Annotated in this window: 22 protein-coding genes; 10 read left to right on the top strand and 12 right to left on the bottom strand. The window is 41.0% G+C overall.

From position 1 onward, the window contains the following. Positions 1-145: 145 nt before the first annotated feature. The 7 genes from PMEL_RS10710 to PMEL_RS10675 all read right to left on the bottom strand — a co-directional run bounded on the left by PMEL_RS10710 (position 146) and on the right by PMEL_RS10675 (position 9,050). Positions 146-1,222: a cyclically-permuted mutarotase family protein gene (locus PMEL_RS10710; protein WP_120175239.1), complete on the bottom strand. Its 1,077-nt coding sequence runs from the start codon at positions 1,220-1,222 to the stop codon at positions 146-148. 307 nt (positions 1,223-1,529) lie between these two features. Further along, the gene (locus PMEL_RS10705; protein ID WP_120175238.1) at positions 1,530-1,862 is read right to left on the bottom strand and encodes a cupin domain-containing protein; all 333 of its coding nucleotides are present in this window, start codon (positions 1,860-1,862) and stop codon (positions 1,530-1,532) included. A 223-nt stretch (positions 1,863-2,085) separates the two neighbouring features. After that, on the bottom strand, positions 2,086-5,346 hold the full coding sequence (locus PMEL_RS10695; RefSeq protein ID WP_120175237.1) for a carboxypeptidase regulatory-like domain-containing protein: 3,261 nt from the start codon (positions 5,344-5,346) through the stop codon (positions 2,086-2,088). 381 nt (positions 5,347-5,727) lie between these two features. Next, on the bottom strand, positions 5,728-6,462 hold the full coding sequence (locus PMEL_RS10690) for an RsmE family RNA methyltransferase (RefSeq protein WP_120175236.1): 735 nt from the start codon (positions 6,460-6,462) through the stop codon (positions 5,728-5,730). A gap of 77 nt (positions 6,463-6,539) precedes the next feature. Next, positions 6,540-7,088 (bottom strand): bifunctional nuclease domain-containing protein, encoded by a 549-nt coding sequence (locus tag PMEL_RS10685; RefSeq protein ID WP_120175235.1) that lies wholly within the window; start codon positions 7,086-7,088, stop codon positions 6,540-6,542. Between the two features lie 28 nt (positions 7,089-7,116). After that, positions 7,117-8,379, bottom strand: coding sequence for an MFS transporter (locus tag PMEL_RS10680; RefSeq protein WP_120175234.1), 1,263 nt, complete (start codon positions 8,377-8,379; stop codon positions 7,117-7,119). Between the two features lie 74 nt (positions 8,380-8,453). Beyond that, positions 8,454-9,050, bottom strand: a complete 597-nt coding sequence (locus tag PMEL_RS10675) for a DUF3256 family protein (RefSeq protein ID WP_172586791.1) — start codon at positions 9,048-9,050, stop codon at positions 8,454-8,456. Between the two features lie 168 nt (positions 9,051-9,218). On the opposite strand from PMEL_RS10675, the gene PMEL_RS10670 reads away from it, so the two are divergent. Continuing rightward, positions 9,219-9,719: a zinc ribbon domain-containing protein gene (locus PMEL_RS10670; RefSeq protein ID WP_120175233.1), complete on the top strand. Its 501-nt coding sequence runs from the start codon at positions 9,219-9,221 to the stop codon at positions 9,717-9,719. Further along, a complete protein-coding gene (locus PMEL_RS10665) occupies positions 9,719-10,042 on the top strand; it encodes a hypothetical protein (RefSeq protein ID WP_120175232.1) in 324 nt (107 codons plus the stop codon). The genes PMEL_RS10670 and PMEL_RS10665 overlap by 1 nt, the downstream gene beginning before the upstream one ends. 94 nt (positions 10,043-10,136) lie before the next feature. Here PMEL_RS10665 and tsaA read toward each other — a convergent pair whose 3' ends face one another. Further along, complete coding sequence (gene tsaA, locus PMEL_RS10660; protein ID WP_120175231.1) at positions 10,137-10,799, bottom strand: tRNA (N6-threonylcarbamoyladenosine(37)-N6)-methyltransferase TrmO; 663 nt, start codon at positions 10,797-10,799, stop codon at positions 10,137-10,139. A gap of 85 nt (positions 10,800-10,884) precedes the next feature. Here tsaA and PMEL_RS10655 point away from each other — a divergent pair, with 85 nt between their 5' ends. Then, the gene (locus PMEL_RS10655) at positions 10,885-12,879 is read left to right on the top strand and encodes an OPT family oligopeptide transporter (protein WP_120175230.1); all 1,995 of its coding nucleotides are present in this window, start codon (positions 10,885-10,887) and stop codon (positions 12,877-12,879) included. 477 nt (positions 12,880-13,356) lie between these two features. On the opposite strand, the gene PMEL_RS10650 is transcribed toward PMEL_RS10655, so the two are convergent. Then, a complete protein-coding gene (locus tag PMEL_RS10650) occupies positions 13,357-14,001 on the bottom strand; it encodes a helix-turn-helix transcriptional regulator (protein WP_120175229.1) in 645 nt (214 codons plus the stop codon). Positions 14,002-14,113: 112 nt separating this feature from the next. On the opposite strand from PMEL_RS10650, the gene PMEL_RS10645 reads away from it, so the two are divergent. The 5 genes from PMEL_RS10645 (at position 14,114) to PMEL_RS10625 (ending at position 19,327) form a co-directional block, all read left to right on the top strand. Then, a complete protein-coding gene (locus PMEL_RS10645; protein WP_120175228.1) occupies positions 14,114-15,583 on the top strand; it encodes an alkaline phosphatase family protein in 1,470 nt (489 codons plus the stop codon). An 81-nt stretch (positions 15,584-15,664) separates the two neighbouring features. Continuing rightward, positions 15,665-16,279, top strand: coding sequence for a deoxynucleoside kinase (locus PMEL_RS10640; protein WP_120175227.1), 615 nt, complete (start codon positions 15,665-15,667; stop codon positions 16,277-16,279). Between the two features lie 167 nt (positions 16,280-16,446). Further along, a complete protein-coding gene (locus PMEL_RS10635) occupies positions 16,447-17,067 on the top strand; it encodes a deoxynucleoside kinase (protein ID WP_021673202.1) in 621 nt (206 codons plus the stop codon). 114 nt (positions 17,068-17,181) lie between these two features. After that, the gene (gene trxB / locus PMEL_RS10630) at positions 17,182-18,114 is read left to right on the top strand and encodes a thioredoxin-disulfide reductase (RefSeq protein ID WP_120175226.1); all 933 of its coding nucleotides are present in this window, start codon (positions 17,182-17,184) and stop codon (positions 18,112-18,114) included. Positions 18,115-18,223: 109 nt separating this feature from the next. Next, entirely contained in the window at positions 18,224-19,327 is a 1,104-nt protein-coding gene (locus PMEL_RS10625) for a bifunctional methionine sulfoxide reductase B/A protein (RefSeq protein WP_120175225.1), read from the top strand. Positions 19,328-19,634: 307 nt separating this feature from the next. Here the strand turns inward: PMEL_RS10625 and PMEL_RS10620 are convergent, their stop codons facing one another. From PMEL_RS10620 to PMEL_RS10610, 3 genes are all read right to left on the bottom strand, one after another. Further along, complete coding sequence (locus PMEL_RS10620; RefSeq protein ID WP_120175224.1) at positions 19,635-20,621, bottom strand: N-acetylmuramoyl-L-alanine amidase-like domain-containing protein; 987 nt, start codon at positions 20,619-20,621, stop codon at positions 19,635-19,637. 65 nt (positions 20,622-20,686) lie between these two features. Beyond that, on the bottom strand, positions 20,687-21,892 hold the full coding sequence (locus tag PMEL_RS10615; protein WP_120175223.1) for a DUF4421 domain-containing protein: 1,206 nt from the start codon (positions 21,890-21,892) through the stop codon (positions 20,687-20,689). 41 nt (positions 21,893-21,933) lie between these two features. Further along, positions 21,934-22,917: a Gfo/Idh/MocA family protein gene (locus PMEL_RS10610; RefSeq protein WP_120175222.1), complete on the bottom strand. Its 984-nt coding sequence runs from the start codon at positions 22,915-22,917 to the stop codon at positions 21,934-21,936. 242 nt (positions 22,918-23,159) lie between these two features. On the opposite strand from PMEL_RS10610, the gene yihA reads away from it, so the two are divergent. Both yihA and PMEL_RS10600 read left to right on the top strand, forming a co-directional pair. Continuing rightward, complete coding sequence (yihA, locus tag PMEL_RS10605; protein WP_120175221.1) at positions 23,160-23,759, top strand: ribosome biogenesis GTP-binding protein YihA/YsxC; 600 nt, start codon at positions 23,160-23,162, stop codon at positions 23,757-23,759. 5 nt (positions 23,760-23,764) lie between these two features. Further along, on the top strand, positions 23,765-25,555 hold the full coding sequence (locus PMEL_RS10600) for an ABC-F family ATP-binding cassette domain-containing protein (RefSeq protein WP_120175220.1): 1,791 nt from the start codon (positions 23,765-23,767) through the stop codon (positions 25,553-25,555). Positions 25,556-25,781: the final 226 nt, after the last annotated feature.

Raw genomic sequence — 25,781 nt, 5'->3', positions numbered from 1 at the left:
AATATCCGTAAGAACAATGGGCGATTAATAAATTATTTAAATATCTGTCCAAATCCCTTTTAAAAAGGGGCTTTTGTGATTATATCAAGAATAATAGCCAAGCCATTTGGCCTTTCTATCCTCACAAAAGAAGGAATAGAACTAATCAACGTTTAGGATACTTTACAATCTTATTACTACGCACTCTTGGCTTCAACTCACCACCAATCACATATAAACCATGATTGGTCTGTGCCAAGGCAGCACCAGCACGTGCCGTTTCTGGACTCTTATAAAGAACCTTCCAGCCATCTTTATTATAGTATAAAGTATATGGATTAAAGCGGTACCACTCAATAGGATGACTCAAATAATCTGGTTGAGGATGATTAACAGCTGAGAGGAAAACGTCTTTATTAACGCCTCCCATCACCAAAAGCTGATCTTTGCATAGGTTGATAGCCGTACCACCACCTACAAACAGCGGTTCTCCCTTATCGTCCTTCGGACCTTCAAGTACCTGCCATTCATCAGTAGTCTCATCATAAACGCAACCATCCATCGCCAACTTTGCTTCCTCACCATTTGCTGCAGGAGCGAAACCACCGAAAAGACAGAAACGATTGTCACCCATACTACCTGCTACAGGCTGTACACGTACCAAGCCAGGGAAAGGCTTTATGTCCTTCCAACCAGCTGAGATATTATCTAAATCAAGGCATAAAACACGATTAGAAGCCTTACCATCCATTGCTCCTCCTGCTACATAAAGATGTCTGCCGACCAAAGCACCAGCCATATTATCCACAGAGCAAGGCATAGAAGGAAGAACAGAAACTTCTGCTTTACCATCAACAAAAGTTACACGATAAACTTTTCCGTAGCTCCCATCATTATTCATTCCACCAACAACAATCATACTATTGTCGTAAGTCACAGTAACTCCATAAGCCAATGGCTCAGGCAAATGACCAACCAACTTCCAATTCAGTTGGTCACCATCGTCAGTTGTGGTAGCATAAATCCCACTGTAATAAACCTTTTTGCTATCTGGAGCCAATGTATTTATGGGAAAATTACAACCACCTGCCATTACAAGTTGGTTATCAATACAACCTGCGTAACAAGCAGATACACCATGTTCGATTCCTACTTCATCGGTAGGAAAACCACTCATTGCCATTAGGCTATCGGCATCAGAAACATTTGCACCCAATCCCGTCAATAAAGTTATCGTTGTCATTATTAGGTTTTTAATTCTCATCGTTTTAGGTTAAAATAAAGCTTGGGCTATCCCCATCCAACAATAATACAACTATACAATAGTATTTACTTATGAATAGTGTAAAATTCAATGCTGTAATCAATCCATCTGCTAACCACAAATAGCCTACATTCTCCTACTATTTAAGGAAAAAGAATGAGATGACTGAGGCTATATGATATCATCATTAACAATTTCTTTTCATGAAAGAAAAGAATTATTTTCATGAAAAGAAATATTTTTCTTCACGACAATAAATATTTTTTTTCATGAAAAAAAATCGTTCTTATCTCAATGTTGGAACAATAGCAAGGTAAACTACATCATGGTCTGTACAGTTCTCAAACCAATGGAAATGACCTTCTGGACAATAATGTAACTGCCCTACTCTTGCTACTTCTGTCGTATCGTCATAATGAACAGTCAGTTCGCCACTGATAACATACATAACCTCAAAAGAACCAATATGCTGGTGCTTTCCACTACTTGCACCTGGACGCAAGGTTGAATACATAATACGAGCCTGATCATCTACGAAAGCACGCATATCCAATTTACCTTCACCGCCTTTAAAGCCTTCAATATGCTCTTCGGCAATCTTATCAAAATCAATAATCATAATATATGGTTTCTAATTTTATACGAAAATAGTGCAAGTGAGAGCAATGAAAGGTTACTTTCAAATTGCCGAACGCAGCCTATCTTATGCAAAGATAGTGCAAGTGAGAGCAATGAAAGTTTAATTTCAAATTGCCGAACGCAGCCTATCTTATGCAAAGATAAGAAAAAAAGCAGAGACCCCAACAGGAGTCTCTGCTTTTTATATAGTTTTATCTTACAGATTAGAATGTGTAACGCAAACCGAGCTGACCACGCCAACGGCTATAGTAGTCGCTATAGTTACGTGTTGCATAACCACCTGTAAACTGATAACGACCATTTCTCTGGTAGTTTACTGGACTGTAGTAGATACCAAAGCCATCGCCATAAGTATGGCCCCAATCCTTATTCAACAAGTTACCAACGTTGATGATATCAAAACTCAACTCAAGAGAGTTAACCTGACCACCCACCTTGAAACTATACTTCTGTGCGAAGTGAACATCGAAATGATGCTCAAAAGCAAGGTTATCAGCAAAACGCTTGTAATACTCACCACGATGCTTCTTCATGTAAGAGTCATTACCAATCCAATGTTTCATCATTGCACGCTGCATATCAGCTGTCAACTTAGGAGCAGTGAAACCATCACCAAAGACTGCATTGGTAAGCGCATTAGCAGAGAAGTTTGTCTCCTCAAACTGCATTCTGTCAATCTGAGCATCTGTTGGAATAAAGAAGAGGTCGTTACCATTTGCGCCATCTTCGTTAACATCACCATAATAATAGATACTATATGGAGAGCCACTCTTAGCCTGATAGATAAGACCTACAGTAGTCTGCCACTGCTTCTGTGCACCATAGTTTATGTGATAGTAAGCAGAAGCCTGAATACGGTGAGGAATATTGTAAGCAGAATAGCCCAACTCTGGGTCGTTAGGGTTACGATAAGTATAATTATATCTCCAGTTACTCTCTGCAACAGATGAGCTACCATTATTGACACTCATAGCCTTTGTCCAAGTATAACTTGCCATCAAGTCAAGTCCGAAGTCGAAATGCTTCTCAGCCTTCAAGCTCAAGTTCATTGTATAACCCTTTGAAGTATTGCTGAGTTTATAAACATTTGTATAAGGACTTCCTGCAGTTACCTTAGAGAAAAGTGGACGATTGTCTTCTATAGGAGCACCTGCACTACCATAGACTTCACCAAAGGTCTTACCAGTCTGCTCGTAAGCAAGATTCTCATAAAGGATATCATTCAATGTCTTTGAGTAGATAGCCTCGGCTGTCCAGTTGATACCTAACACATTAAAGTCAAAACCAAGGTTAAAACGAAGGTTCTGTGCATACTTGAAGTTACGATCGTAAACATTGATAGTCTGACTTCCTAATGCCTTTAACTTATTAGCATTTGCCTCCTGTCCATTAGGGTCAAGCAACAAATCCAAGCCTGTTGGAGAGTTAACATTAAATGATGAAACCTGGATACCGGTATTAGCATAGTTGTTGCTAATCCAAACAAAAGGTATACGACCAGTGAACACACCAGCACCACCACGGAGAATAAATCTGCGATCTTTCTTGATATCCCAACGGAAACCTACACGTGGGCTAAAAAGAGGACTACTTGCCAAACGCTGATTAGTCTTAACATTCCATCCCTTTGTCTCTGCATACTGAGCAAATGGCTCATTTGCTGTAGGGGTATCCATGATAATTGGAATATCCATACGCAAACCATAAGTCAACTGGAAGTTTGTGGTTGCATCCCACTTATCCTGTGCATAGAAACTCAACTGAGCCGCACCGAATGAAGATTCCCAACGTGGGTTACCTGTTACGTCAACATTTGCATGACCATAACGATACAAGTTAATATATGACTTCTTTGGATCGATAGTTCCATTAACATAATCATTGTAGTAGCTTACGAAAGAATCATAGTTCTTGAAGGTATAACTACCAAAGAGATCCTGAAGGAAGAGATTTGTAAACTTATACAATTCGTTGTGAGTACCGAATGTAAAGGTATGATTACCCTTATACCAAGTCAAGTTATCTTCCAATGTATAAATGTCCTGATCCAAGCGATTAGCCATAGAAGAACGGTCAATACCTAAGTTTACTGCACCACCACCGACGTTATTGATAGTAACATTAGGATATTCACCAGAGATAGCACGATTGTCTCTTACACGTACATAGCTTGCACGAGCCTCATTAGCAACAGACGGAGAGATACGACTCTGCAACTCTGCAATGAATGAATTGGTAGTACTTTCAAATGGGAAAGCATAGCTACTGCCATTAACAGCTGTTCGTGAACCAGCATTATTCAACTGAACTGCATCAACAAGACTCCAACGAAGAGAGGCTTTATTGGTCTCATTGATATTCCAGTCGAGCTTCAAACCTACCTTATTACTCTTTGTATAAATATCACTGTTAGAAAGTGCTGTTGGGAAGTTTACACCCTGACGATTTGCTATATCAGCAATCTTAACCAAGATATCATTTGCCTTTGCAGCATCAACAGCTGATTGCTCAGAACCTAAAGTATAGAGATTAGGATAAGTCTTATTGGTCTTTTCATAGTTAGCAAAGAAGAACAACTTGTCTTTAATGATTGGACCACCGAAGGTTACACCAATATTATACTCTTGCTGCTTGTTGAACTTTGGAGCATAACCACCATCAGCGAGAGGATATTTTGAACCTACCAAGTTCTGGTTGTTACCAAAACCATAAACACTACCATGGAAAATGTTGGTACCACTCTTCGTAATAGCATTAATAGCACCACCTGTGAAACCACCCTGACGAACGTCGAAAGGAGCAACATTCACCTGAATCTGCTCAATTGTCTCCATTGAAACAGGCTGTGCACCAGCTCTACCACCATTCGTTCCATCACCAGAAAGTCCGAATACGTCATTGTTGGCAGCACCATCAATCATGAAAGAGTTGTAACGGTTACTTGTGCCAGCAAAAGACATTGCACCGCTATTCGTTGTTGTCAACTGTGGATTAAGGCGAGCAACATCAGCAATACCATGGGTAATACTTGGCATATCAGCAATCTGTTTTGAACTGATACTCTGTGCAGCACCCGTCTTGGTTGCGTTGACACCTGCACTACCCTTCACAACAACCTCCTGAAGTTCCTTGGTATCATCTTGAAGTGAACAAGAGAGATCTTCCGTCTCACCCAAACGAAGTGTTACATTGTCAAATGTCTTTGTCTTCTGACCAATGTAAGCCACAGTCACCTTGTACGGACCACCGACACGCATACCCTGAATAGTATAACGGCCATCAATGTTCGTTACAGCGCGGTAGACTGTTCCAGAAGGTTGATGAGTTGCTGTAATGGTAGCACCGATAACATCTTCACCCTGAGACACAATCTTACCACTGATTCCTGAAGTTGTAACCTGTGCCATGACAGTAGTTGTCATTGCAATCAACAACGTAATCAAGAAAAGTAATCTTTTCTGCATAGTTTAGCTAAAAAATTTAATATAAATAATAACGTTATTTAAATGTATGCTGCAAAATTAAGCATTTTTTTTCATACAAACATGGGAGTACAATGAAAAAACTCAATTCATTTACGTCCGATAAACTTTTTCTCATATAAGTTGCTTGTTAGACTTCTATTACCAGTCATTGGGCTTATTGCAAACCGTCTAATATCCTTTAAGGGTTTTTCTATTCATCACTTGTTATCGTGCGGACGCTCCGCACATCATGTGCGAAGGCTTAGCACACATTGTGCGAAGGCTTAACACCAATGGTGCGGAGTATGATAATTGCAATTACTCATATATATTTTTAAAAGTATTCATCAACTATTCTTACCTTATACACATAAAAACAGCTTACACTCTACGTGCAAGCTGCGACATCATAACGGCACTAAGTCCCGCAGTCTCTGTGCGTAAACGACTGTTACCCAATGTAACACTCTCAAAACCATGCTCCAAAGCGAAACGAACTTCATCAATAGAGAAATCGCCTTCTGGACCTACTAATACGGTAATATCTTCTTCGGACAAAGACGAGCCTTCTTGTGTAATAGCGGTAAAGAAGTCTGCTCGAGGAATCTCTTGATAACAATGGCAAATATACTTTCGTCCATTGTTAGAACAGTTCTCTATAAAGGAATGAAAAGGAGTCATAGGGTTTACGATAGGTTTCCACCCCTTACGACTTTGCTTCATTGCTGAAACTACAATCTTCTCTATACGATCTACACGTAAAGTCTTACGCTCAGAGAACTTACAGTCTAAGAAGCTAATCTCATCAAAACCTACTTCCGTAGCCTTTTCCGTCATCCATTCTATACGTCCCATATCTTTTGTTGGAGCAATAGCAAGATGAATCTTTCCACGCCAAACAAGGCCTTGCTTCAGTGTCTCTTTAATAGTATAAAGGCACTTTTTCGATGTTGCCAGTGCAACCTCTGCTTGATAGAAGCAACCTTCACCATCCATAAGGAAAAGTTCGTCGCCTTCCTTCAACCTCAGTACACGTGTAGCATGAACGGCCTCCTCTGCTGGCAACTCCGTTTCAAGAGCTGCATTAGGGACATAAAAATATCTTGCTTCTTTCATTCTCTGGTTTTATAACATCGACTTCCTAAGAAAGAATGTATAGTATGGGGCTTAAGCGTTCTTAATTAGTTTTGTATTCAAGGCTCCTTTGCTCTATTCTTCATTTCATCTCTGAGCATAGAAGCAAGTTCATAATTCTCTTCTTCTATAGCTTTCTCCAAAGCATGATGTAGCATCTCAAAACTTAGAGCATTTAAAGGTAAAGCCATCTTATTCTGACTTGTACTGCTATCCACGCTTTGACGTTTGAAGAGATGCTCCTCCATAAAGATATTCAACTTTGCCACATGTGCCAACAATACTGCATCAGAAGCACGTATAGGTGTAAGCGTTAAATCGTCTTTATTTACTAAGAGAGCCTTGTATTGTCCATCAATGATAGAATTAAAAAGTATTTCGTAATGCTCACTTGTCATCAATGGATTCACACTACAAAGCACTTCTGGCAATAATCTTTCGGTAACAGGTTTCTCACCTGTTCGCAAGCTAAGTTCAATCTCCATACGCTTATCACATACAATAGCAATCTGCCTTGTATGTGTAAGATCGGACAGAACAAGGAGTCCTAACTCAGGACCTCCTACTATCTGTGATATTCCTTCATATATAAGTTGAACTTTACTCATTGATTCTATACCATTAATCAGTAAGCAATTATTTTTTCTTTGGACGGAAGATAATAGCAAACAAGACACCTACAACAAAGGCGTAGCCAGCGAAGATGAACCAACAAGCCTGCCAATCACCTACTGTCAATGTATCTGACCCCACAACCTCTGGATGTGTATAGGCGTTTACAACAGCCTGAGCTGCTAATGTTCCCACTGTTGCACCAACACCATTGGTCATCAACATGAACAAACCTTGTGCTGAAGAGCGGAGTGCTGGCTCCGTACTATTATCAACAAAGAGTGAACCTGAGATATTGAAAAAGTCAAAGGCTACACCATAAACAAGCATTGAGAGTACGAACATCAAAATACCAGGGAAGCCTGGATTACCAACTCCAAACAAACCAAAGCGCAATACCCATGCAAACATAGCTATCAACATCACATTCTTAATACCATAATGACGCATAAAGAATGGAATCAGAAGAATACAACAAGTCTCACTGACCTGCGAAAGACTAATCAGAATATTAGCATGCTGTACTCCAAAAGAGTTTGCAAACTCTGGTTGAGCACCAAAGCTAAAGAGGAATGGATTGGCAAAGCTGTTTGTTATCTGAAGACTTACACCCAACAACATTGAGAAGATAAAGAAGATTGCCATCTTCTTCTCCTTGAATAAGGCAAAAGCACGCAAACCAAAGGCATCCACAAAACTCTTCTGCTCAGTACCCTTATTAGTTGCACACTTAGGCAATGTAAAGGTATAAAGGAAGAGGATGATACTTACAACACCAGAAGTAATAAACTGATTCTGATTACTTTGGAAGCCTAAGAGGTCTACCAACCACATGGTAAGGATAAAACCAATCGTACCAAACACACGGATAGGTGGAAAAGCTTTCACAGTATCCATACCTGCATTACTCAAAGCACTATAAGCAACAGAGTTTGAGAGAGCCAAGGTTGGCATATAAAAGGCAACAGAAAGCGAATAAAGTGTGAAGATAGTAGAGAACTCTGCTTGGTCGCCTGCGCTCAAACCATAACCTGCAGTGGCAAACATAAACAAGCCTGCAAGCAAATGACAGAAGCCTAACAAACGCTGAGCAGGAACCCAACGATCGGCTACAATACCCATCAAAGCAGGCATAAAGATTGATACTACACCTTGCATTGAGTAGAAATAGCCAATCTCTGGACCAATACCAATGTTACCAAGATAGCGACCCATAGAGGTCAAATAAGCTCCCCACACTGCGAACTCCAAGAAGTTCATCAATGCTAAACGTACCTTCAAATTCATGCTATAAGCTATTAATTAATGAGCACAAAAGTAGTTATTTTATCAGAAACTGCCAAATGCTCCATCATTTTTTACTATCGAAAATCTTTTCCAGTCCAGTTAAGTACCTGCGGCTTTAATAAGTCTGCAACTCGCTTCACATCTTTCTTAGAAAGCAAAGGGTAGTTCCAACTTACTGACAATGAGTTATTATCTGCTGACAATCGATACTCTTTCAGACGAGGATACATCAACGTCTTCAATTCTTCAAAGTCCTCATCACTCATTGATTCTGGTTTTACAATATTCTCTTGGTAACCCACAACCACCTCTTTTGGCTGCCATTGCAGGTTGAAAAGACTCAACTTACTCTCTGCAGCAGGTGCCATCCATGTCTGAACTAACGCTATTGTGTTATTATCCAACAACTTGATTTCCAAACGAGTAACCTCATTCGCTTTAACTAAAAGATAGTTATTGGTCATACATTCAATCCGAACAGAATCGCCGAAAGTACTCAAGACGGCTGGTTCTGCCTTCATTTCAACATAGTCAGCCAGCTCTGTACGCTGGCTCTTGCTCAAATAAGGCAGTATACTATCAGGCATTTCTACCCACACCTCACGCAGGCTCTGGGCAGATACACACAGCCAACAAGTAAGGAAACATATAATTATCAATGTCTTTTTCATATCGAAAAAACTCCTTCTTTTCTATTTTTAATATGATTATATCATCTCTTGAAAATCCCTGCAAAGATACAAAAAAGAAAGAAGAAACGAATAAAAAGGCAAATCGTTTTGTCATCTCTACCTTTTCTTTTACCTTTGCCGATAGAAATCAAAGCTAAAGAAAGAAATATGAAATGTCGAAATTGTAATAATGAGGTGAGTGAGAAGGATAAGAATTGTCCTTACTGCAATACTCCATTGAATAATAATGATACAGACAACGGACCGACCTTAGGGCGCGGTATGGTTGCCTTTATTATCCTTGGTACGATTTTCCTTGTTGCCTTTGGATTCTATTATTATGGTCAACATAAGAACGACCCAGAATATACACAGACTGCTATTGAGCCAGATTCAAACTTAGCAGATAATAATAAAGCTAAGTTTGACACGATTGTTAGAGACACAACAGCCAAGGAAGTTACTGAAAAGCAAGAGGAAGAACAGGCTGAAAAGGTGTTTAATAGTATTCGTAGAAGTAATCGTTCGAGCCACAAGAGCAGTAGTAATGATGCTTCTTCAAGTAGTGCAGACAAACAAAGTAGCACTTCAGAGTCTTCGTCTGGCGAGGTACAGCCTATCGCTCCAGCAGCTTCAAAACCACGTGTTGAGTCTATTGAAACAGATTAATGAAGATTATTCGGACGAAATATCTACCGCCCAAGAATTACGATGCCATCAACATTCTTGGGCTTCTTTTTGTTCATCCTGGCGTTAAACTAACGAAGGAGATTATCAATCATGAGCGTATTCATACACGACAAATGTTAGAAATGCTCATCCTTCCCTTTTATTTATGGTATCTTATAGAATGGCTTATACGCTTACCCATGGAGGGGCGGGCCTATCTTAACCTCTCCTTTGAACGGGAAGCGTATCAGAATATGAATAACCTTGATTATCTATCACATCGTCGCCCCTTTGCTTGGATGCGTTATTTGAAGAAGAAATAGGTGATTATTGAGATAATAACTTTCTTGAGTTTATTAGCCTAATTTGGCTTATTGGGCTTATAAGGCTAATTAGCCCAATAAGCCAAATAGCTTCCTAATCAACCCCAACAACCTCTAACACATCCCCCTCAACCCTAAACTTTACATCCTTTCCACCGAAAGGCATACCATAAACACGCGCTGCATCATGCTGATATTGTGGGCGTGGGTCTTGCGAGAGTACCTCCTTTAAGGCTGCAAGTTCCTCTACATCAAAGAGCTTAGAGTATTCATCCACAATATTAACTGACAATAGTTGCCATTCTTTCTTATCGGTAAAACCGCCTCTTGCCTCAGGATGACTATCAACGTATGAGATATATGGTTTTACATCATAGATCGGTGTACCGTCCATCAAATCTGCTCCAACAACCTCAATAACACCATCCACTATTCGATTAATACGAACAGAAGACAATCCAAGACCATTTGGACGAAAGGGCGAACGAGTGGCAAACACGCCTAATCGTTCATTCCCACCCAAGCGCGGAGGACGAACAGTCAGTTTGCCTTCATCGGTAGTTTTATTTGCTGAAAAGCCCCAAATTAACCACAGATAATCAAAGTCTTCCAAGCCTCTCAGTGCCTCCTCACGTTGATATTGAGGTTCAAACACAATCCTACCTACAAGATTATCAGCCAGTCCACTTTGACGAGGAATACCGAACTTCGACGTCAAGGGAGAACGGAAAAAAGCGATGGGTTTAATCTCTTTCATATTGACAAAGGTAATATTTTATGCTGAATTGGTACAAGATAAATGATTTTTATTTATCTTTGCAAGCAAATAATACTATTAAACAATGGAAAATAACACGAATCAAAACATTGACCTTCCTGAGAATGCTTTCAGGGAGTTGAAAGATGGCGAAGAGTACAAGCCCGTCATGTCACCACAAGAAACGTATCGTGAAGTAAGCCCATGGTCTATCACTTGGGGTATTCTCATGGCAGTTCTCTTCTCTGCTGCCGCAGCTTATCTTGGTTTGAAAGTTGGACAGGTGTTTGAGGCTGCTATCCCGATTGCCATTATCGCAATTGGAGTATCATCTGCCACAAAGCGTAAGAACGCATTGGGCGAGAATGTCATTATCCAAAGTATCGGTGCCTGCTCAGGTGCTATTGTAGCAGGAGGTATCTTCGTAATGCCAGCTATCTACATGCTTGAGTTAGAAGCTGACTTCTTCAACATCTTCATTGCAGCAGCTTTAGGCGGCGTCTTGGGTATTCTCTTCTTGATTCCTTTCCGTAAATACTTTGTTAAGGACCAGCATGGTAAATATCCTTTCCCTGAAGCAACGGCTACCACACAGGTACTCGTGAGCGGCGAGAAAGGTGGAAGTCAGGCAAAGCCTCTCCTCCTCGCTGGTCTTGTAGGTGGACTCTACGACTTTATTATAGCAACCTTTGGATGGTGGAATGAGAACGTAACCAGCCGTATGATTGGCTTTGGCGAAACGATTGCAGACAAGGCAAAACTCGTTTTCAAGATTAACACGGGTGCTGCAGTCCTCGGTCTTGGCTATATCATCGGCCTAAAATATGCTTTCATCATTTGTGTTGGTTCGCTGACTGTATGGTGGCTCATCGTACCGGGAATGGCTCTTATCTTCCCAGACACCGTACTGAACCAATGGGACCCATCTATCACAACAGCCGTAGGACAGATGGCACCAGAGGCTATCTTTAAGTCATACGCTCGCTCAATCGGTATTGGTGGCATCGCAATGTCAGGTATCATCGGTATCGTGAAGTCATGGGGTATCATCAAAAGTGCTGTTGGATTAGCAGCTCGCGAAATGAAAGGTAAAGGTAGTGGACAGGAAGAAATTCTCCGTACACAACGTGATATTTCCTTTAAGATTATTGCTTTTGGAAGTATTGCTACCCTCCTCATCACCTTCTTATTCTTCTATTTTGGTGTGATGGACTTCAACTTGTTGCATGCAGTTGTGGGTATTCTCCTCGTTGCCATTATTGCCTTCCTCTTCACTACAGTTGCTGCTAACGCCATTGCGATTGTAGGAAGCAACCCAGTATCAGGTATGACATTGATGACTCTCATCCTTGCTTCTGTCGTGATGGTAGCTGTAGGTTTGAAGGGTAACGCTGGTATGTTGGCAGCTCTTTTGATGGGTGGCGTTGTATGTACAGCCCTTTCAATGGCTGGTTCGTTCATTACCGACTTGAAGATTGGCTATTGGCTCGGTACAACTCCTAAGAAGCAGGAAACATGGAAGTTCCTCGGTACGATTATCTCTGCAGCTACTGTTGCGGGTGTGATGATTGTTTTGGATAAGACCTACGGCTTCAACTCTGGCAAGTTAGCTGCTCCACAAGCCAATGCAATGGCAGCTGTTATTAAACCATTGATGAGTGGACAGGGTGCACCTTGGGTTCTCTATGGCATCGGTGCTGTTATTGCACTCGTTCTCGACCGTTGCAAGGTTCCTGCATTGGCTTTCGCATTGGGTATGTTCATTCCTTTGGAGTTGAATATTCCTCTCTTGGTCGGTGGAGCCGTAAACTGGTATGTAACCACTCGTTCTAAGAACGAAGCTGTAAATAAAGCACGTGGCGATAAGGGAACGCTCTTGGCATCAGGCTTCATAGCTGGTGGTGCGCTGATGGGTGTCGTTTCAGCCCTACTGAAGTTTGGTGGTATCGAGTTCGATTACTCATCTTGGTGGGAGAATCATCTCTCTGAACTTCTCGCTCTCGTAGCTTATGCTGCATTGATTCTTTACTTCATTCTTGCAACCAAGCTTAGTAAGAAGGAGTTAGCAGACCAAGACTAAAATTGTTCTTTCGGTCATAACACATACTAAAAGAGCCGTATCAATTCACGCTAACAGCGTTTGATATGGCTCTTTCTATGGTCATCATTCTACATTGAAAGCAGTCTACAATATTATAAGATAGCTTTAAGCAAACTATCCCCTTAACCTGCATTGTAATAAAAAAATCACTGCTTAAAAATCAATAGATGCTTAATTGGATTCGAAAAGACGCCTAATTGGCTTGTAAAAGATGCCCTTTTGAGGTCTAACTAACGCCCTTTTGAAGTCCAACTAAGCACCTTTTAATTTACACCTTTCTAACTATTTGACAATAAAACAGTTACAAGAGCTTCAGAATAAGGTGTTTTTCGAGGGAAATTAGAGTAAATTATAGCCTTAAAATGTAAAGATATTTCACACCCAACAAGCCTTATCATTTCTCTACCAAATCAAAAAAGTAAGTGCAGAAATAATAAAGAAATAACAAGACAAACCTTAAATATAATATTCTGCAGCATCTACTAATCCCGAACGCATCGCATAGCGGATAGCTTCATGAACATTATTCACACCTAACTTACGAAAGATATTCTTTCTATGTGTGTTAACCGTATGGAAAGAAGAAAAACGTTTCTCTGCAATCTCACGTGTCGTAATACCCAAAGCAATCTCCTTAAGAATCTCAGTTTCTGTTTTCGTCAATACCGCAGTCTCCTTATCAACTGAGGCAGTAGGGGCTAAAATCATGTTTGTTGCATGTTGACAAAGAAAACGTTGACCTTGTAGCACATAGTCAAGACATTGTTCTATTTCAGACATCTTGGCGTCCTTCATAAGCACACTAATCCGATTACTTGCATTAACAAGATTGCGAATGAAGTCGACACTCAACTCCTCACTCCATAATATAAGATGTGCAAGCGGGAAACGCTGGCCAATATTTAGAAGATCCGACTCACTAAAAATATCAAACAAGGTATAATCTAATATCACAACCGCTTCAGGACAATCGTTTAAGAGGAGTATCAATTCAGACTTATTGCCTGCCACCTGACAAGATATATTCTCCCTTTTAGAAACCACATAAGCCATTCCAGCCCGTGTGATATCCTGATTATCTGCAATGATGATATTCTTCATGTTTCTTGTTTGTATTTAATATCATTTCGACAAGTGCAAAAGTAGACAAAAAAGTCGAGAAATTAAAAAAAATATTGTAAGTTTGCAAGATAATTTAAACACATGACCTAAAATGAGAAAACTGCTTTTTCTTGTAGCTGGATTGCTGATTGCAGCAGCAGCAAATGCGCAGATACAACGACCAAAGTTGGTTGTTGGTCTTGTTGTCGACCAAATGCGTTGGGATTATTTCTACTACTATTACAATGAATATGGTAATGATGGTTTGAAAAGATTACTCAACCAAGGTTTCTCGTTTGAGAATACACACATCAACTATGCACCAACAGTGACTGCTATCGGACATAGTTCTGTTTATACGGGTTCTATTCCTGCCTTCACTGGCATTGCTGGCAACTCTTTCTATCAAGACGATAAGAGTGTTTATTGCTGCGAAGATAATACCGTGAAGAGTGTTGGTTCTGATAGTAAAGAAGGTCAGATGAGCCCTCGCCGTATGCTTACATCCACCATTGGCGACGAGCTTCAAGTTGCAACAGACTTCCGTTCAAAGGTGATTGGTGTCGCATTGAAAGACCGTGCATCTATCCTTCCTGCTGGTCATGCAGCCGATGCCGCTTACTGGTGGGACACTTCAGCAGGTCGCTTTGTATCTTCTACCTTCTACATGGATAAACTTCCACAGTGGGTTGAGGACTTTAATGCAAAGAATCACACAGACCCTAACTTTGATATCAAGGGTTCTCCACAGGGTGTTACTATGACTTTCAAGATGGCTGAGGCAGCTTTGAAGAATGAGAAACTCGGTAAAGGGAAAGAAACAGATATGCTTACTGTGAGTATCTCATCAACAGATATCATCGGACATAGATTCTCTACACGTGGAAAAGAGAATCACGAAGTTTATATGCAGTTAGACAAAGACTTGGCATGGTTCCTTAAGGTGCTTGATAAAGAGGTGGGTGAAGGCAATTATTTGCTCTTTCTTACTGCCGACCATGGTGCTGCTCACAACTATAACTACATGCGTGAGCACCGCATTCCAGCAGGCGGATGGGATTATAAACAGACTGTTAAAGACCTCAATACCTATCTGCAAGGAAAGTTTGGTATCAGTCCTGTAATGGGTGAAGACAACTACCAATTCTACCTCAACGACTCAATTATCGAAGCTGCTGGTAAGAAAAAGCAAGAGATTATAGATGAGTCTGTAGAGTGGTTGAAGAAAGATCCACAGTTCCTCTATGTCTTTGACGAGGAGAAGGTGAGCGAGACAACTATGCCAGAATGGCTCAAAGAGCGTATGCAGAATGGTTATTTCCGTGGCCGTTCAGGTGAGATTGGCATTGTTACACGCCCACAGTTCTTTGGTGGTAAGGACAGACCTGACTTCCGTGGAACACAACATGGACAGCCATTCCCATACGACACACACATTCCTTTCCTACTCTTTGGTTGGAACGTGAAGCATGGTGCAAGCAATATGGAGACACATATCGTAGATATCGCACCAACAGTATGCGCGATGTTACATATCCAAATGCCAAATGGTTGTGTAGGTAAGGCAAGAAATCAATTCTAAATATAAACAATATTCTCCACTGACATCTCTGGCATTGTCCATCAAAGAGAAAGCCAGAGATGTACATGTGGACACGATGTTATGCACATTGCAATTGCAGGAAATATAGGTAGCGGTAAGACAACACTCACAACGATGCTTGCCAAACGCTATGGTTGGAAGCCAAGGTTTGAGTCAGTAGACTACAACCCCTACTTGGAGGACTATTACAAAGACATAAAGCGTTGGTCGTTCCCAATGGAAGTGTTCTTCTTAAAAGAGCGTTTCAAAGACCTACTTGAGATAAGTCGGAACGATGAGTCAGTAGTACAAGACCGCTCTATCTACGAAGGAGTCTACGTTTTTACGGAGAACAACTATGCTATGGGTAATCTTGACGACCGCGACTATGAAACCTATATGGAGTTATTCGAAGACATGACGGATGCTGTTCGCTTCCCCGACCTAATGATTTATCTTCGTGCTTCAGTCAGTCACCTTGTTTCTAACATTGAGAAACGTGGACGAGAGTATGAGCAAAAGATGCCTTTGGATTATCTTGAGAACCTCAACAAACGCTATGAAGAGTTTATCAAAGAGAAGTATAAAGGGCGTGTTCTGACGATTGATGTCGACAACCTCGATTATCAACATCGCCCGAAAGACTTTGGTTTCATTACTGACAAGATTGACAGAGAGCTCTTCGGATTGTTCTAAGATACTCACAAAGGAATCCCTTCCTTGCTCAAAAAGCAGGCACTTAAAGTACTGAAAGGGAATTAACATAAACAAACTAACAAGAAATCACATGCCCTCAGCACCGACGCTAACCACACCTACGATAAGAGGTGGGCGTGAGGTGGGCAATTAGATACACACATATTATGCATATAGCAATCGCTGGAAATATTGGAGCTGGTAAGACTACACTCACCAAGATGCTCGCGAAACGTTACGGATGGAAAGCTCATTTCGAGCCAGTTGACAACAACCCGTATTTGGAAGACTACTATGCTGACATGACTCGTTGGTCGTTCAATCTGCAGATTTACTTCCTCAACAAGCGTTTTCGCGATGTTGTAGAGATTTCACAATCAAAGGACACGATTATCCAAGACCGTACTATCTTCGAGGATGCACGTATCTTTGCACCGAACCTCTATGATATGGGATTAATGTCAGAGCGTGATTTTAATAATTACACCGACCTCTTCGACTTGATGCTCTCATTGGTAAAGCTGCCAGACTTGATGATTTACATCCGTTGTTCTATCCCTCGACTCATCGATCACATCCAACAGCGTGGCCGTGACTACGAACAGACAATGCGTATAGACTATCTTCGTGGCCTCAACGAGCGTTATGAGGAATGGATTAAGACCTACAAAGGACATCTGATGATTGTCGATGGTGACACAACAGACTTCCAAGACAACCCACAAGACTTCAAACGTGTCACAGATATGATTGATGACCGACTCTTTGGCTTATTCCCAATGGAATAATAACGAGCACGACTCTTTGGCACAATGTTTGTTCTGTAATAAGTATAAAAATATTAATCAAGCCCCCACTTAGGAGTTAAGTCCTATTCAAGGGGCAACATACAATATATTGATATGGAAAAAGTAAAAACCCTTATAATTGGTAGCGGCCCTGCAGGTTACACTGCTGCGATTTATGCTGGACGTGCTAATCTCCAGCCAGTACTCTATTCTGGTCTACAACCTGGTGGTCAGTTGACTACCACAACCATTGTAGAAAACTTCCCAGGCTTCCACGAAGGAATTGATGCAAACCAACTGATGTCAGAGATGCGTGAGCAGGCTAAGCTCTATGGTGCCGATCTTCGTGATGGTTCTATCGTAAAGGCAGACCTCAGTAGTCGTCCTTTCCACCTCGAAGATGAGCGTGGCAACCAGATTGAAGCTGAAACAGTAATCATCGCAACAGGTGCAAGTGCAAAGTACTTGGGCTTGCCTGATGAGGAGAAATACCGTGGTCAGGGTGTGAGTGCATGTGCTACTTGCGACGGTTTCTTCTATCGTAAGCGCACCGTAGCCGTTGTTGGTGGTGGTGACACTGCTTGCGAGGAGGCTATGTATCTCTCTGGTTTGGCAAAGAAGGTTTATATGATTGTACGTAAACCTCAGTTGCGTGCGGCAGAGATTATGCGTAAGCGTGTGACCGAGAAGGAGAATATTGAGATTCTTTATAACACCAATACACTCGGTCTCTTTGGTGAAGATGGTGTAGAGGGAGCACATTTGGTACGCTTCAAGGGTGAGGAGAACGAGGAGAAATTCGATATCAACATCGATGGTTTCTTCTTGGCTATTGGTCACACTCCTAACACCGACCTCTTCAAAGGTCAGTTAGAGATGGACGATCACGGCTTCATCATCACAAAGCCAAAGTCTACAGCAACCAATATTGAGGGTGTTTTTGCTGCGGGTGACGTGGCAGACCCAACCTATCGTCAGGGTGTCGTAGCAGCTGGTACAGGTGCAATGGCAGCTATTGAAGTTGACCGTTTCTTGCAGAAGCAGTAAACAAAAAGAATATAAAGAAGGGTGTTTCAGAATCCAGTAAATCGGATTTTGATACACCCTTTGTTATCTCTTGACTTTTTATTAATCACATTTATAAACACTACAAACTATGCGTAACATTTTATCCATATTGTGCACGCTAATTCTTCCGACCTTTGTTGAAGCCGCAACTTGTGGCTTATTAATAACGGGAACAGCATCTTGCACAAGCAAAACAAAGACAGCTATGACACAAACAGATTCTATCATCGCTCCTAAGACAAAATTTACACGTCCAGACGATGCCACATTACGAAAGGTGCTTACTCCCGAACAGTATGCTGTAACACAGCAGGCTGCCACCGAACGACCTTTCACCAACGAGTATGACCATGAGTTCAGAGAGGGAATCTATGTAGATATCACAACGGGCGAACCGCTTTTCTCGTCTACTGATAAGTTTGATTCAGGCTGCGGTTGGCCTGCCTTTTCAAAGCCAATCGACAAAAAAGTCGTTACAAACCACACTGATACATCGCACGGAATGTTGCGTACGGAAGTGCGAAGCAAGACTGGTAAAGCACATTTAGGACACGTCTTTGATGACGGACCAGCAGCGACTGGGGGCAAAAGATATTGTATCAACAGTGCTTCGTTACGTTTCATCCCACTTGAAGAGATGAAAGCGAAAGGCTACGGAGCCTATATAAAATTAGTTAGACCAATGAAAGAAATTTATGTAGCAGGTGGTTGTTTCTGGGGAACAGAACATTACCTCAAACAGATAGAAGGCGTTACGGCTACCGAAGTGGGCTATGCCAACGGTATTATAAAGAACCCAACGTATGAAGAAGTATGTACAGATAAGACACAGTTTGCCGAGGCTGTACACATCACCTACGACCCTAAGGTTATCAGTTTGGAGTTCTTGTTAGGCTTATACTTTAAGTCTATCGACCCAACAAGTGTAAACAAGCAAGGAAACGACCGTGGTAGTCAATATCGCACAGGCGTTTACTACACCGACCCAGCCGACCTCCCAACGATCAAAAAGGTGTTTGAAGAGGAGCAGAAACACATCAACGGAAAGATTGCCGTTGAGGTGAAACCGCTCAAGAACTTCTATACAGCAGAAGAATATCATCAAGATTATCTTGACAAAAACCCAACTGGCTATTGCCATCTACCTGCAGCACTCTTTGAGTATGCCCGCAAGGCTAAGATGAAAAAGTAAGAAAATGCTCTGGCAGGACTATTAAAATCTCTGCCAGAGCTTTTTTATTTATAGATGTTTGATAAACTTAAAGGGACGATTCTCTCATGTACTATCCATCGTCTAACAATAAGTTATCTTTTTCCTAATGACATCTTACAATGGTGCTAAGCCTCCGCACCACTCGTGCTAAGCCTCCGCACCACCCGTGCGAAGCGTCCGCACAAGTATAAAAGAGGATAAAACAAGCTCTTTAGTGCCATCGCTTGTCGCATTAAAACAAATGACAAACTTGAAGGAGAGATTGTTTTTTATGCTATCCGCAAGGTTATTGAATACGCACAACACGTATTCCAAGATTAGCTGGACGAGCCATCATATAATTATAGAGCGTCTCTACTGGGTCAACAACCTTATTACCGTTCTTCCTAAGATTAGAGGCATTCATGAGATGGAGTCCATCCTTGTGCCATATTGCAAAACCAAGATGTGTTGTATCCAACTCTCGCTTACTCGTAACAATCGCAAGAATGTCACCATCATGGATCACCTCCCGAAGTAGTTTACTATTGTTAAGCAAGTTCTTAGGGATATAGCGTAGCTTTGTTCCATTGGTAGCATCCTCCAACTTCTTAAGTTCAGCCACACGCTCAGGATTGTTCTTCAACATATCATATAGTCTTGCATTCAGACTCATATAGTTGATTTTCAAGGTCTGAACAGCTGTGAAAGGAGGATTAGGCGTATCTATCTCTCTGACAAAGCCCATTCGTTCATTATCTTCCAACCACCAGTGAAAATAGTGTAGACGATTTATATAACTCATCTTACCGTCACGATAGCGTATTTGTTCTAACTGACGAACATAATCAGAGAAACGTGTTTCGCCCTTCTTTGTACATAGCGCAAGAGCTGTAACAGCCTCAACGTATGTCGTACAATCTAATCCATGAAGATTAATAACCAATTTCTCATCCTCGTTTATATCCAAGGTATGAGCAATATATGGCACTCCAATAAACTTTCGTGCAATCTTTATAATAAGCTGATCATTCGTAAGTTGCTGTCGCTGTGGCACGAACTCTTGTAACAACTGACAAACCAAAGCACTATCAGCCTTTGTATAACTGTCGATATAGGTAGGTAGTGTGTCATTCTGTTCGGCTGCAGATACTTCAGAAACAGCACTTGAGATCTGCTCTGATATCACAATAGTATCAGCAACCGGCTGTGTCTTTGCTTTCCGTTCAGTCTTTGCTCCACAAGCTGAGAAAGCAAAGAGAGCTAAGAATATAAGTGAATATTTTAGTGTCATATTAATAAGTCTTAATTCGAAAAAAGACATATTATTAGCGTACTGATAAGCTAACAATATGTATTCTAATTCTCCTTCTTTCTTCCAAAGTTAAAACCTGCATAGAGGTTTACACTTCCAAAGAAGTTATTAGTTGAGAAGTTACTGCGACGATAATTATAGGCATGAAGAATTGTACTCGTACCAACATACCATTTACTATTGTTCCACACCACACCAAAGCGTCCAATACCATCAACATTGATATTATTAAACTTAAAATCGTTGATAGAGAAGCTTCTATGCGTAACATCTCCCTTACTACGTTTATGAGCTAAGGCTAAGGAAAGTGAACCTGCCAAGACCCAATTTCGAGCAAAAACCCAGTTATAAGCATAACCACCACTGATAGAAATATCAGTGTACTTAACCTCACTAAACATCAATGTACTGTCTATTGGATTAGTAGGAACCTGGCTACCAAGACGATTTGAGATGACTCTATTAAGTTCCCCCCAATTGACATCAAGGCTATGCTGTGTATATCCTATACCCAACAGAGGACTACCCGCAGAACGACGTTGTATCGTACTCTGGCTGAAAGCTGCTGGATAAGAGAATCGACGATGATTGAAGATATAATAAAGATTGAAACCCTTAATGGTTGAAGTCAATCCACCAAAGTCAGTACCACGAATTGCATCCGTATTAATATCCTTCCCAAGATACAACTGTCTGATTTTATAATCATTACCTGTCTTACGATAATAAATATCGAGTCCCAGCATTGAGCTATACAGACTTAAATCATACTCTTGTCGAGAATTATTGTTCTTGTTCCAGAAGTCTAAGTGCTTTATATAAAGTGTGTAACCCAAGAATATCCAACGCCAACCGAAATAAGGGCCTATTCGCACCGTTGCTTCAGGTGCAAAGGTGATACTTTGTTCATTAGAACTACTCAAACGATAAACCTCGTATGTATTTGTATTTTGCAACATAAAAGCAAAGTTATACTTCTGAGGCTCAATGTAAGAAGTGTCTATCGCATTGAAATGGTCAAAGAAGCTACCGCTTCTGCCTATCTTTTGCTTAAACAAACGTGCAGGCTCACCTGCACGCATCCAACGAACAGAGTCTATCAGCTGCTTTACAAAAATGCTGTCCTTACTGTCTTTTATCACTACTCTATTATCAGATGTGGTCGTAGTAGATAACGCATGCGCCTTTGTTCCTCCTATCAACAATAGAAGAATACATAGAAACAGGGAGTCGTTGAAAGTTAGCTTCATGTGAATAATTAATTGAATACATACGCCATATAGGCTTTTACTTATATCTTTCCAAGGATACGATCCATCACCCAGTTGGTTGGTGTTGCACTGATACTCGTACAATCGCAGGCACCATATCCCTGCATATCCTCGATAACAGACTTAATAATCGGTAGTTGGACGTATGGAGGATTAGCAACCTCGATATCTCTTTCGCCCTCACTGGTACACAGATGGATTGGTGCATAAGTATAAACAGAAAAGGATAGTCTACCTTTTGAGCCGTAAATCTCTATACGGTCCTCACGTGCACTCTCATGAGCAGCAAAGCACCAAGCACCACTACCTGTCAAACCATTCTCAAAACGGAATACTGCATTTACTGTGTCTTCAAGGTTGTAAAGCCCTGCACGGTTAGCTGTATAGCCATGTGCCTTGACAATAACACCAAACAAATTCTGTAGAAGGTCAAGCTGGTGAGGGGCAAGGTCGTAAAAATATCCGCCACCTGAGATATGTGATTGCAGTCGCCATGGTAGTTGTACGTTCTGTTCGTAATCCAAATCGCGTGGAGGAACGGCAAAACGCACTTGCACAGTAAGAATCTTACCAATTTCACCACTATCAACTATCTCTTTTACCTTCTTGAAGTAAGGGAGATAACGACGATAATAAGCGACAAAACATGGTACTCCCGTCTGCTCTGATACACGATTAATACGCACGCAATCCTCGTAAGAAGCCGCCAAAGGCTTCTCTATATAACAAGGCTTTCCAGCACGCATTGCCATGATAGCAAAGGTTGCATGGGCAGAAGGAGGTGTAGCAATATAGATGGCATTTACGTCAGGATCATCCACCAAAGCCTGTGCATCTGTGTACCATTTACGAATACCTTGACGCTCAGCATACGAACGTGCTTTTAACTCGCTACGGCTAAACACAGCGACAACATGCGAACCCATTACTTCGTTGAACGCAGGTCCAGACTTCTTTTCTGTCACCTCACCACAGCCAATAAATCCCCAGTTGATTTGTTTCATTTACACATTAGTTTTCTACAAACACATCAGCAATAGCTAAGAAAGCTTGCTCTCACCTTGCCGAGTGCAGCATATTTTCTGCAAAAATAACGCAAACGAGAGCAAAGGAAGCTTGCTTCAACTTTGCCGAGTGCAGTATATTTTCTGCAAAAATACGAAAAAACTATCAACTGACCATTCATAGCTATTAACTTTTTAGTAACTTTGCAGGAAAAGCTGTTATAACACTTACTCTTCAAAATATGATTATTAAAAATTCAGAATTCACTATATCTTCGCCTTCATTGTCAAAGTGTCCAGAAGATACAAAGGCAGAATATGCTTTTATTGGACGATCAAATGTAGGAAAATCAAGCCTTATCAATATGCTTTGTAACCATAAGGGCTTGGCTAAAACCTCATCAAAACCAGGTAAGACGCTACTTATCAATCATTTTATCATCAATAATGAGTGGTATTTAGTAGACCTTCCTGGCTATGGATATGCCAAAAGTTCAAAGACTGTAAGAAATAAGTTGGAGCAAATGATTGCCCAATATATCCTCCAACGCAAACAACTCGTGAACGTATTTGTACTGATTGATATCCGCCATGAACAGCAGAAGATAGACCGTGAGTTTGTTGATTGGTTAGGTGAAAGCAATGTTCCTTTCTCTATTATCTTTACGAAAGCAGACAAGCTATCACCTGCAAAGGCTAAGTCAAACGCCCTTCTCTGGATGAAGAAGCTACAAGACAGATGGGAAGTTCTCCCACCTTACTTCATCACATCTGCTGAGAACAAGACTGGAAGAGATGAGGTACTGGAGTATATAGACGAAATCAATAAGACTTTAGAATAGGACTTATGGCGCAGATACCCTATCTTGATGTCCAAAATCTAACAAAGAGTTTCGGTGCACAGGTTCTTTTTAAGGACATCTCTTTCTCTATTGCAGAAGGACAGCATGTTGGTCTCGTTGCTCAAAACGGTACGGGAAAGTCTACTCTACTCTCTATTCTTACTGGAAAAGAGGGTTATGACAGCGGTTCTATCATCTATCGCAATAACTTGCGAGTGGGAATGTTAGAGCAAAGTCCTCATTTCGACCCAGAAGAAAGCGTATTGGATGCTTGTTTCAACCATGAAGGAAATCCTGAAAGACTTCTAAAGGCGAAACAAATCCTCACCATGCTGAAGCTCTATGACTTAGATCAGCCAATGGGACAACTGAGTGGTGGACAGCAGAAGCGTGTTGCTTTGGCAAATGTTCTTATCTTAGAACCAGACTTCCTCATACTTGACGAGCCTACCAACCACCTTGATTTAGAGATGATTGAATGGTTAGAAGGCTATCTTTCTCGTGGTAACAAGACTATCTTTATGGTGACACACGACCGTTATTTCCTTGATAACGTGTGTAATACCATCTTAGAATTAGACAACAACACGATATATACCTATCGTGGCAATTACTCTTATTACTTAGAGAAACGTCAAGAGAGAATAGACAATACCCGCGCTGAGATTGCACGTGCAAACAACCTCTATCGTACGGAGTTAGAGTGGATGCGCCGTATGCCACAAGCTCGTGGCCACAAAGCACGCTATCGCGAGGAAGCTTTCTACGAATTGGAAGCAAAGGCTAAGCAGCGAATTGAAGAACGACAGGTGCGCTTGAAGTCGTCAAGTGTGTATATCGGAAGTAAAATCTTTGAGTGTCAATATGTCTCAAAGAGGTTTGATGACAAGATAATACTGAACGACTTCTACTATAACTTCTCACGTTTTGAGAAGATGGGTATTGTTGGTAACAATGGTACTGGTAAGTCTACCTTTGTAAAGATGTTACTCGGAGAGGTTGCACCTGATAGTGGTAAGTTTGATATTGGTGAGACTGTTCGCTTTGGTTATTTCTCACAAGAAGGCTTAAAGTTCCGTGATGATCAAAAAGTTATTGATATTATCACAGACATAGCAGACTATATCGACCTTGGAGGAGGGAAGCACATGACGGCTTCACAGTTCCTCAACTACTTCCTCTTCTCACCAGAACAACAGCACAACTATGTGTATAAGCTCTCTGGTGGAGAGAAACGCAAGCTCTATCTCTGTACGGTTTTGATGAAAAATCCGAACTTCTTAGTCCTCGATGAGCCTACCAACGATTTGGATATCCAGACTTTACAGATTCTTGAAGAATATCTTCAAGACTTCCCCGGCTGTGTCATCGTGGTATCACACGACCGATATTTTATGGATAAGGTTGTTGACCATCTCTTAGTTTTCAAAGGTGAAGGAGAGATTCAAGACTTCCCAGGTAACTACACGCAATTCCGTGATTACCAAAAGATGAAGTCTAAGGAAGAAGAACAGCAAAAACCTACAAAGAATAGTAGCCCAACAGCAAACGAACAGAAGAAGGATTATCGTAACAACACAAAGCGTAAGATGTCCTTCAAGGAGAAGCGGGAATACGAACAGCTTTCTGATAAGATTGCACAATTAGAAGACGAGAAACAACAACTTGAAGAAGAACTCTGCTCTGGTAATCTATCTGTAGACGAACTTACAGAAAAGAGCAAACGTCTACCAATCTTAAAGGAGGAACTGGACGAGTTAGAACTTCGCTGGTTAGAGTTGGCTGAACTTGCTTAACAGCCTCAACCCTATTCTACGCAAAGAACTTCTCAATAATTAAGAAGTAAATAGCTCACTCAACGATATGCATGGAAGATTCTACACATTTCAAGGTACAGTTCTTCATATCGGAAGTCCCGACTGACAAAAAGGTATTCCCCTAATCTCTTTTAGGGTAATTCCACAAGGTAAGTAATTTATTCCTATTATCTTTGCGACATAACAATTAAGATAATAACAAATA

This window comes from Prevotella melaninogenica (assembly GCF_003609775.1).
GTDB classification, from domain to species: Bacteria; Bacteroidota; Bacteroidia; order Bacteroidales; family Bacteroidaceae; genus Prevotella; species Prevotella melaninogenica_A.
This window is presented reverse-complemented; position numbering and strand designations above follow the sequence as displayed.

Excerpts from the sequence above, each read along its gene's own strand:
- yihA (WP_120175221.1), top strand. The coding sequence starts at position 23,160 with ATGATTATTAAAAATTCAGAATTCACTATATCTTCGCCTTCATTGTCA.
- PMEL_RS10710 (WP_120175239.1), bottom strand. The coding sequence starts at position 1,222 with ATGACAACGATAACTTTATTGACGGGATTGGGTGCAAATGTTTCTGAT.
- PMEL_RS10705 (WP_120175238.1), bottom strand. The coding sequence starts at position 1,862 with ATGATTATTGATTTTGATAAGATTGCCGAAGAGCATATTGAAGGCTTT.
- PMEL_RS10680 (WP_120175234.1), bottom strand. The coding sequence starts at position 8,379 with ATGAATTTGAAGGTACGTTTAGCATTGATGAACTTCTTGGAGTTCGCA.
- tsaA (WP_120175231.1), bottom strand. The coding sequence starts at position 10,799 with ATGAAAGAGATTAAACCCATCGCTTTTTTCCGTTCTCCCTTGACGTCG.
- PMEL_RS10675 (WP_172586791.1), bottom strand. The coding sequence starts at position 9,050 with ATGAAAAAGACATTGATAATTATATGTTTCCTTACTTGTTGGCTGTGT.
- trxB (WP_120175226.1), top strand. The coding sequence starts at position 17,182 with ATGGAAAAAGTAAAAACCCTTATAATTGGTAGCGGCCCTGCAGGTTAC.
- PMEL_RS10615 (WP_120175223.1), bottom strand. The coding sequence starts at position 21,892 with ATGAAGCTAACTTTCAACGACTCCCTGTTTCTATGTATTCTTCTATTG.
- PMEL_RS10670 (WP_120175233.1), top strand. The coding sequence starts at position 9,219 with ATGAAATGTCGAAATTGTAATAATGAGGTGAGTGAGAAGGATAAGAAT.
- PMEL_RS10625 (WP_120175225.1), top strand. The coding sequence starts at position 18,224 with ATGCGTAACATTTTATCCATATTGTGCACGCTAATTCTTCCGACCTTT.
- PMEL_RS10685 (WP_120175235.1), bottom strand. The coding sequence starts at position 7,088 with ATGAGTAAAGTTCAACTTATATATGAAGGAATATCACAGATAGTAGGA.
- PMEL_RS10645 (WP_120175228.1), top strand. The coding sequence starts at position 14,114 with ATGAGAAAACTGCTTTTTCTTGTAGCTGGATTGCTGATTGCAGCAGCA.
- PMEL_RS10665 (WP_120175232.1), top strand. The coding sequence starts at position 9,719 with ATGAAGATTATTCGGACGAAATATCTACCGCCCAAGAATTACGATGCC.
- PMEL_RS10650 (WP_120175229.1), bottom strand. The coding sequence starts at position 14,001 with ATGAAGAATATCATCATTGCAGATAATCAGGATATCACACGGGCTGGA.
- PMEL_RS10695 (WP_120175237.1), bottom strand. The coding sequence starts at position 5,346 with ATGCAGAAAAGATTACTTTTCTTGATTACGTTGTTGATTGCAATGACA.
- PMEL_RS10600 (WP_120175220.1), top strand. The coding sequence starts at position 23,765 with ATGGCGCAGATACCCTATCTTGATGTCCAAAATCTAACAAAGAGTTTC.
- PMEL_RS10640 (WP_120175227.1), top strand. The coding sequence starts at position 15,665 with ATGCACATTGCAATTGCAGGAAATATAGGTAGCGGTAAGACAACACTC.
- PMEL_RS10620 (WP_120175224.1), bottom strand. The coding sequence starts at position 20,621 with ATGACACTAAAATATTCACTTATATTCTTAGCTCTCTTTGCTTTCTCA.
- PMEL_RS10635 (WP_021673202.1), top strand. The coding sequence starts at position 16,447 with ATGCATATAGCAATCGCTGGAAATATTGGAGCTGGTAAGACTACACTC.
- PMEL_RS10655 (WP_120175230.1), top strand. The coding sequence starts at position 10,885 with ATGGAAAATAACACGAATCAAAACATTGACCTTCCTGAGAATGCTTTC.
- PMEL_RS10690 (WP_120175236.1), bottom strand. The coding sequence starts at position 6,462 with ATGAAAGAAGCAAGATATTTTTATGTCCCTAATGCAGCTCTTGAAACG.
- PMEL_RS10610 (WP_120175222.1), bottom strand. The coding sequence starts at position 22,917 with ATGAAACAAATCAACTGGGGATTTATTGGCTGTGGTGAGGTGACAGAA.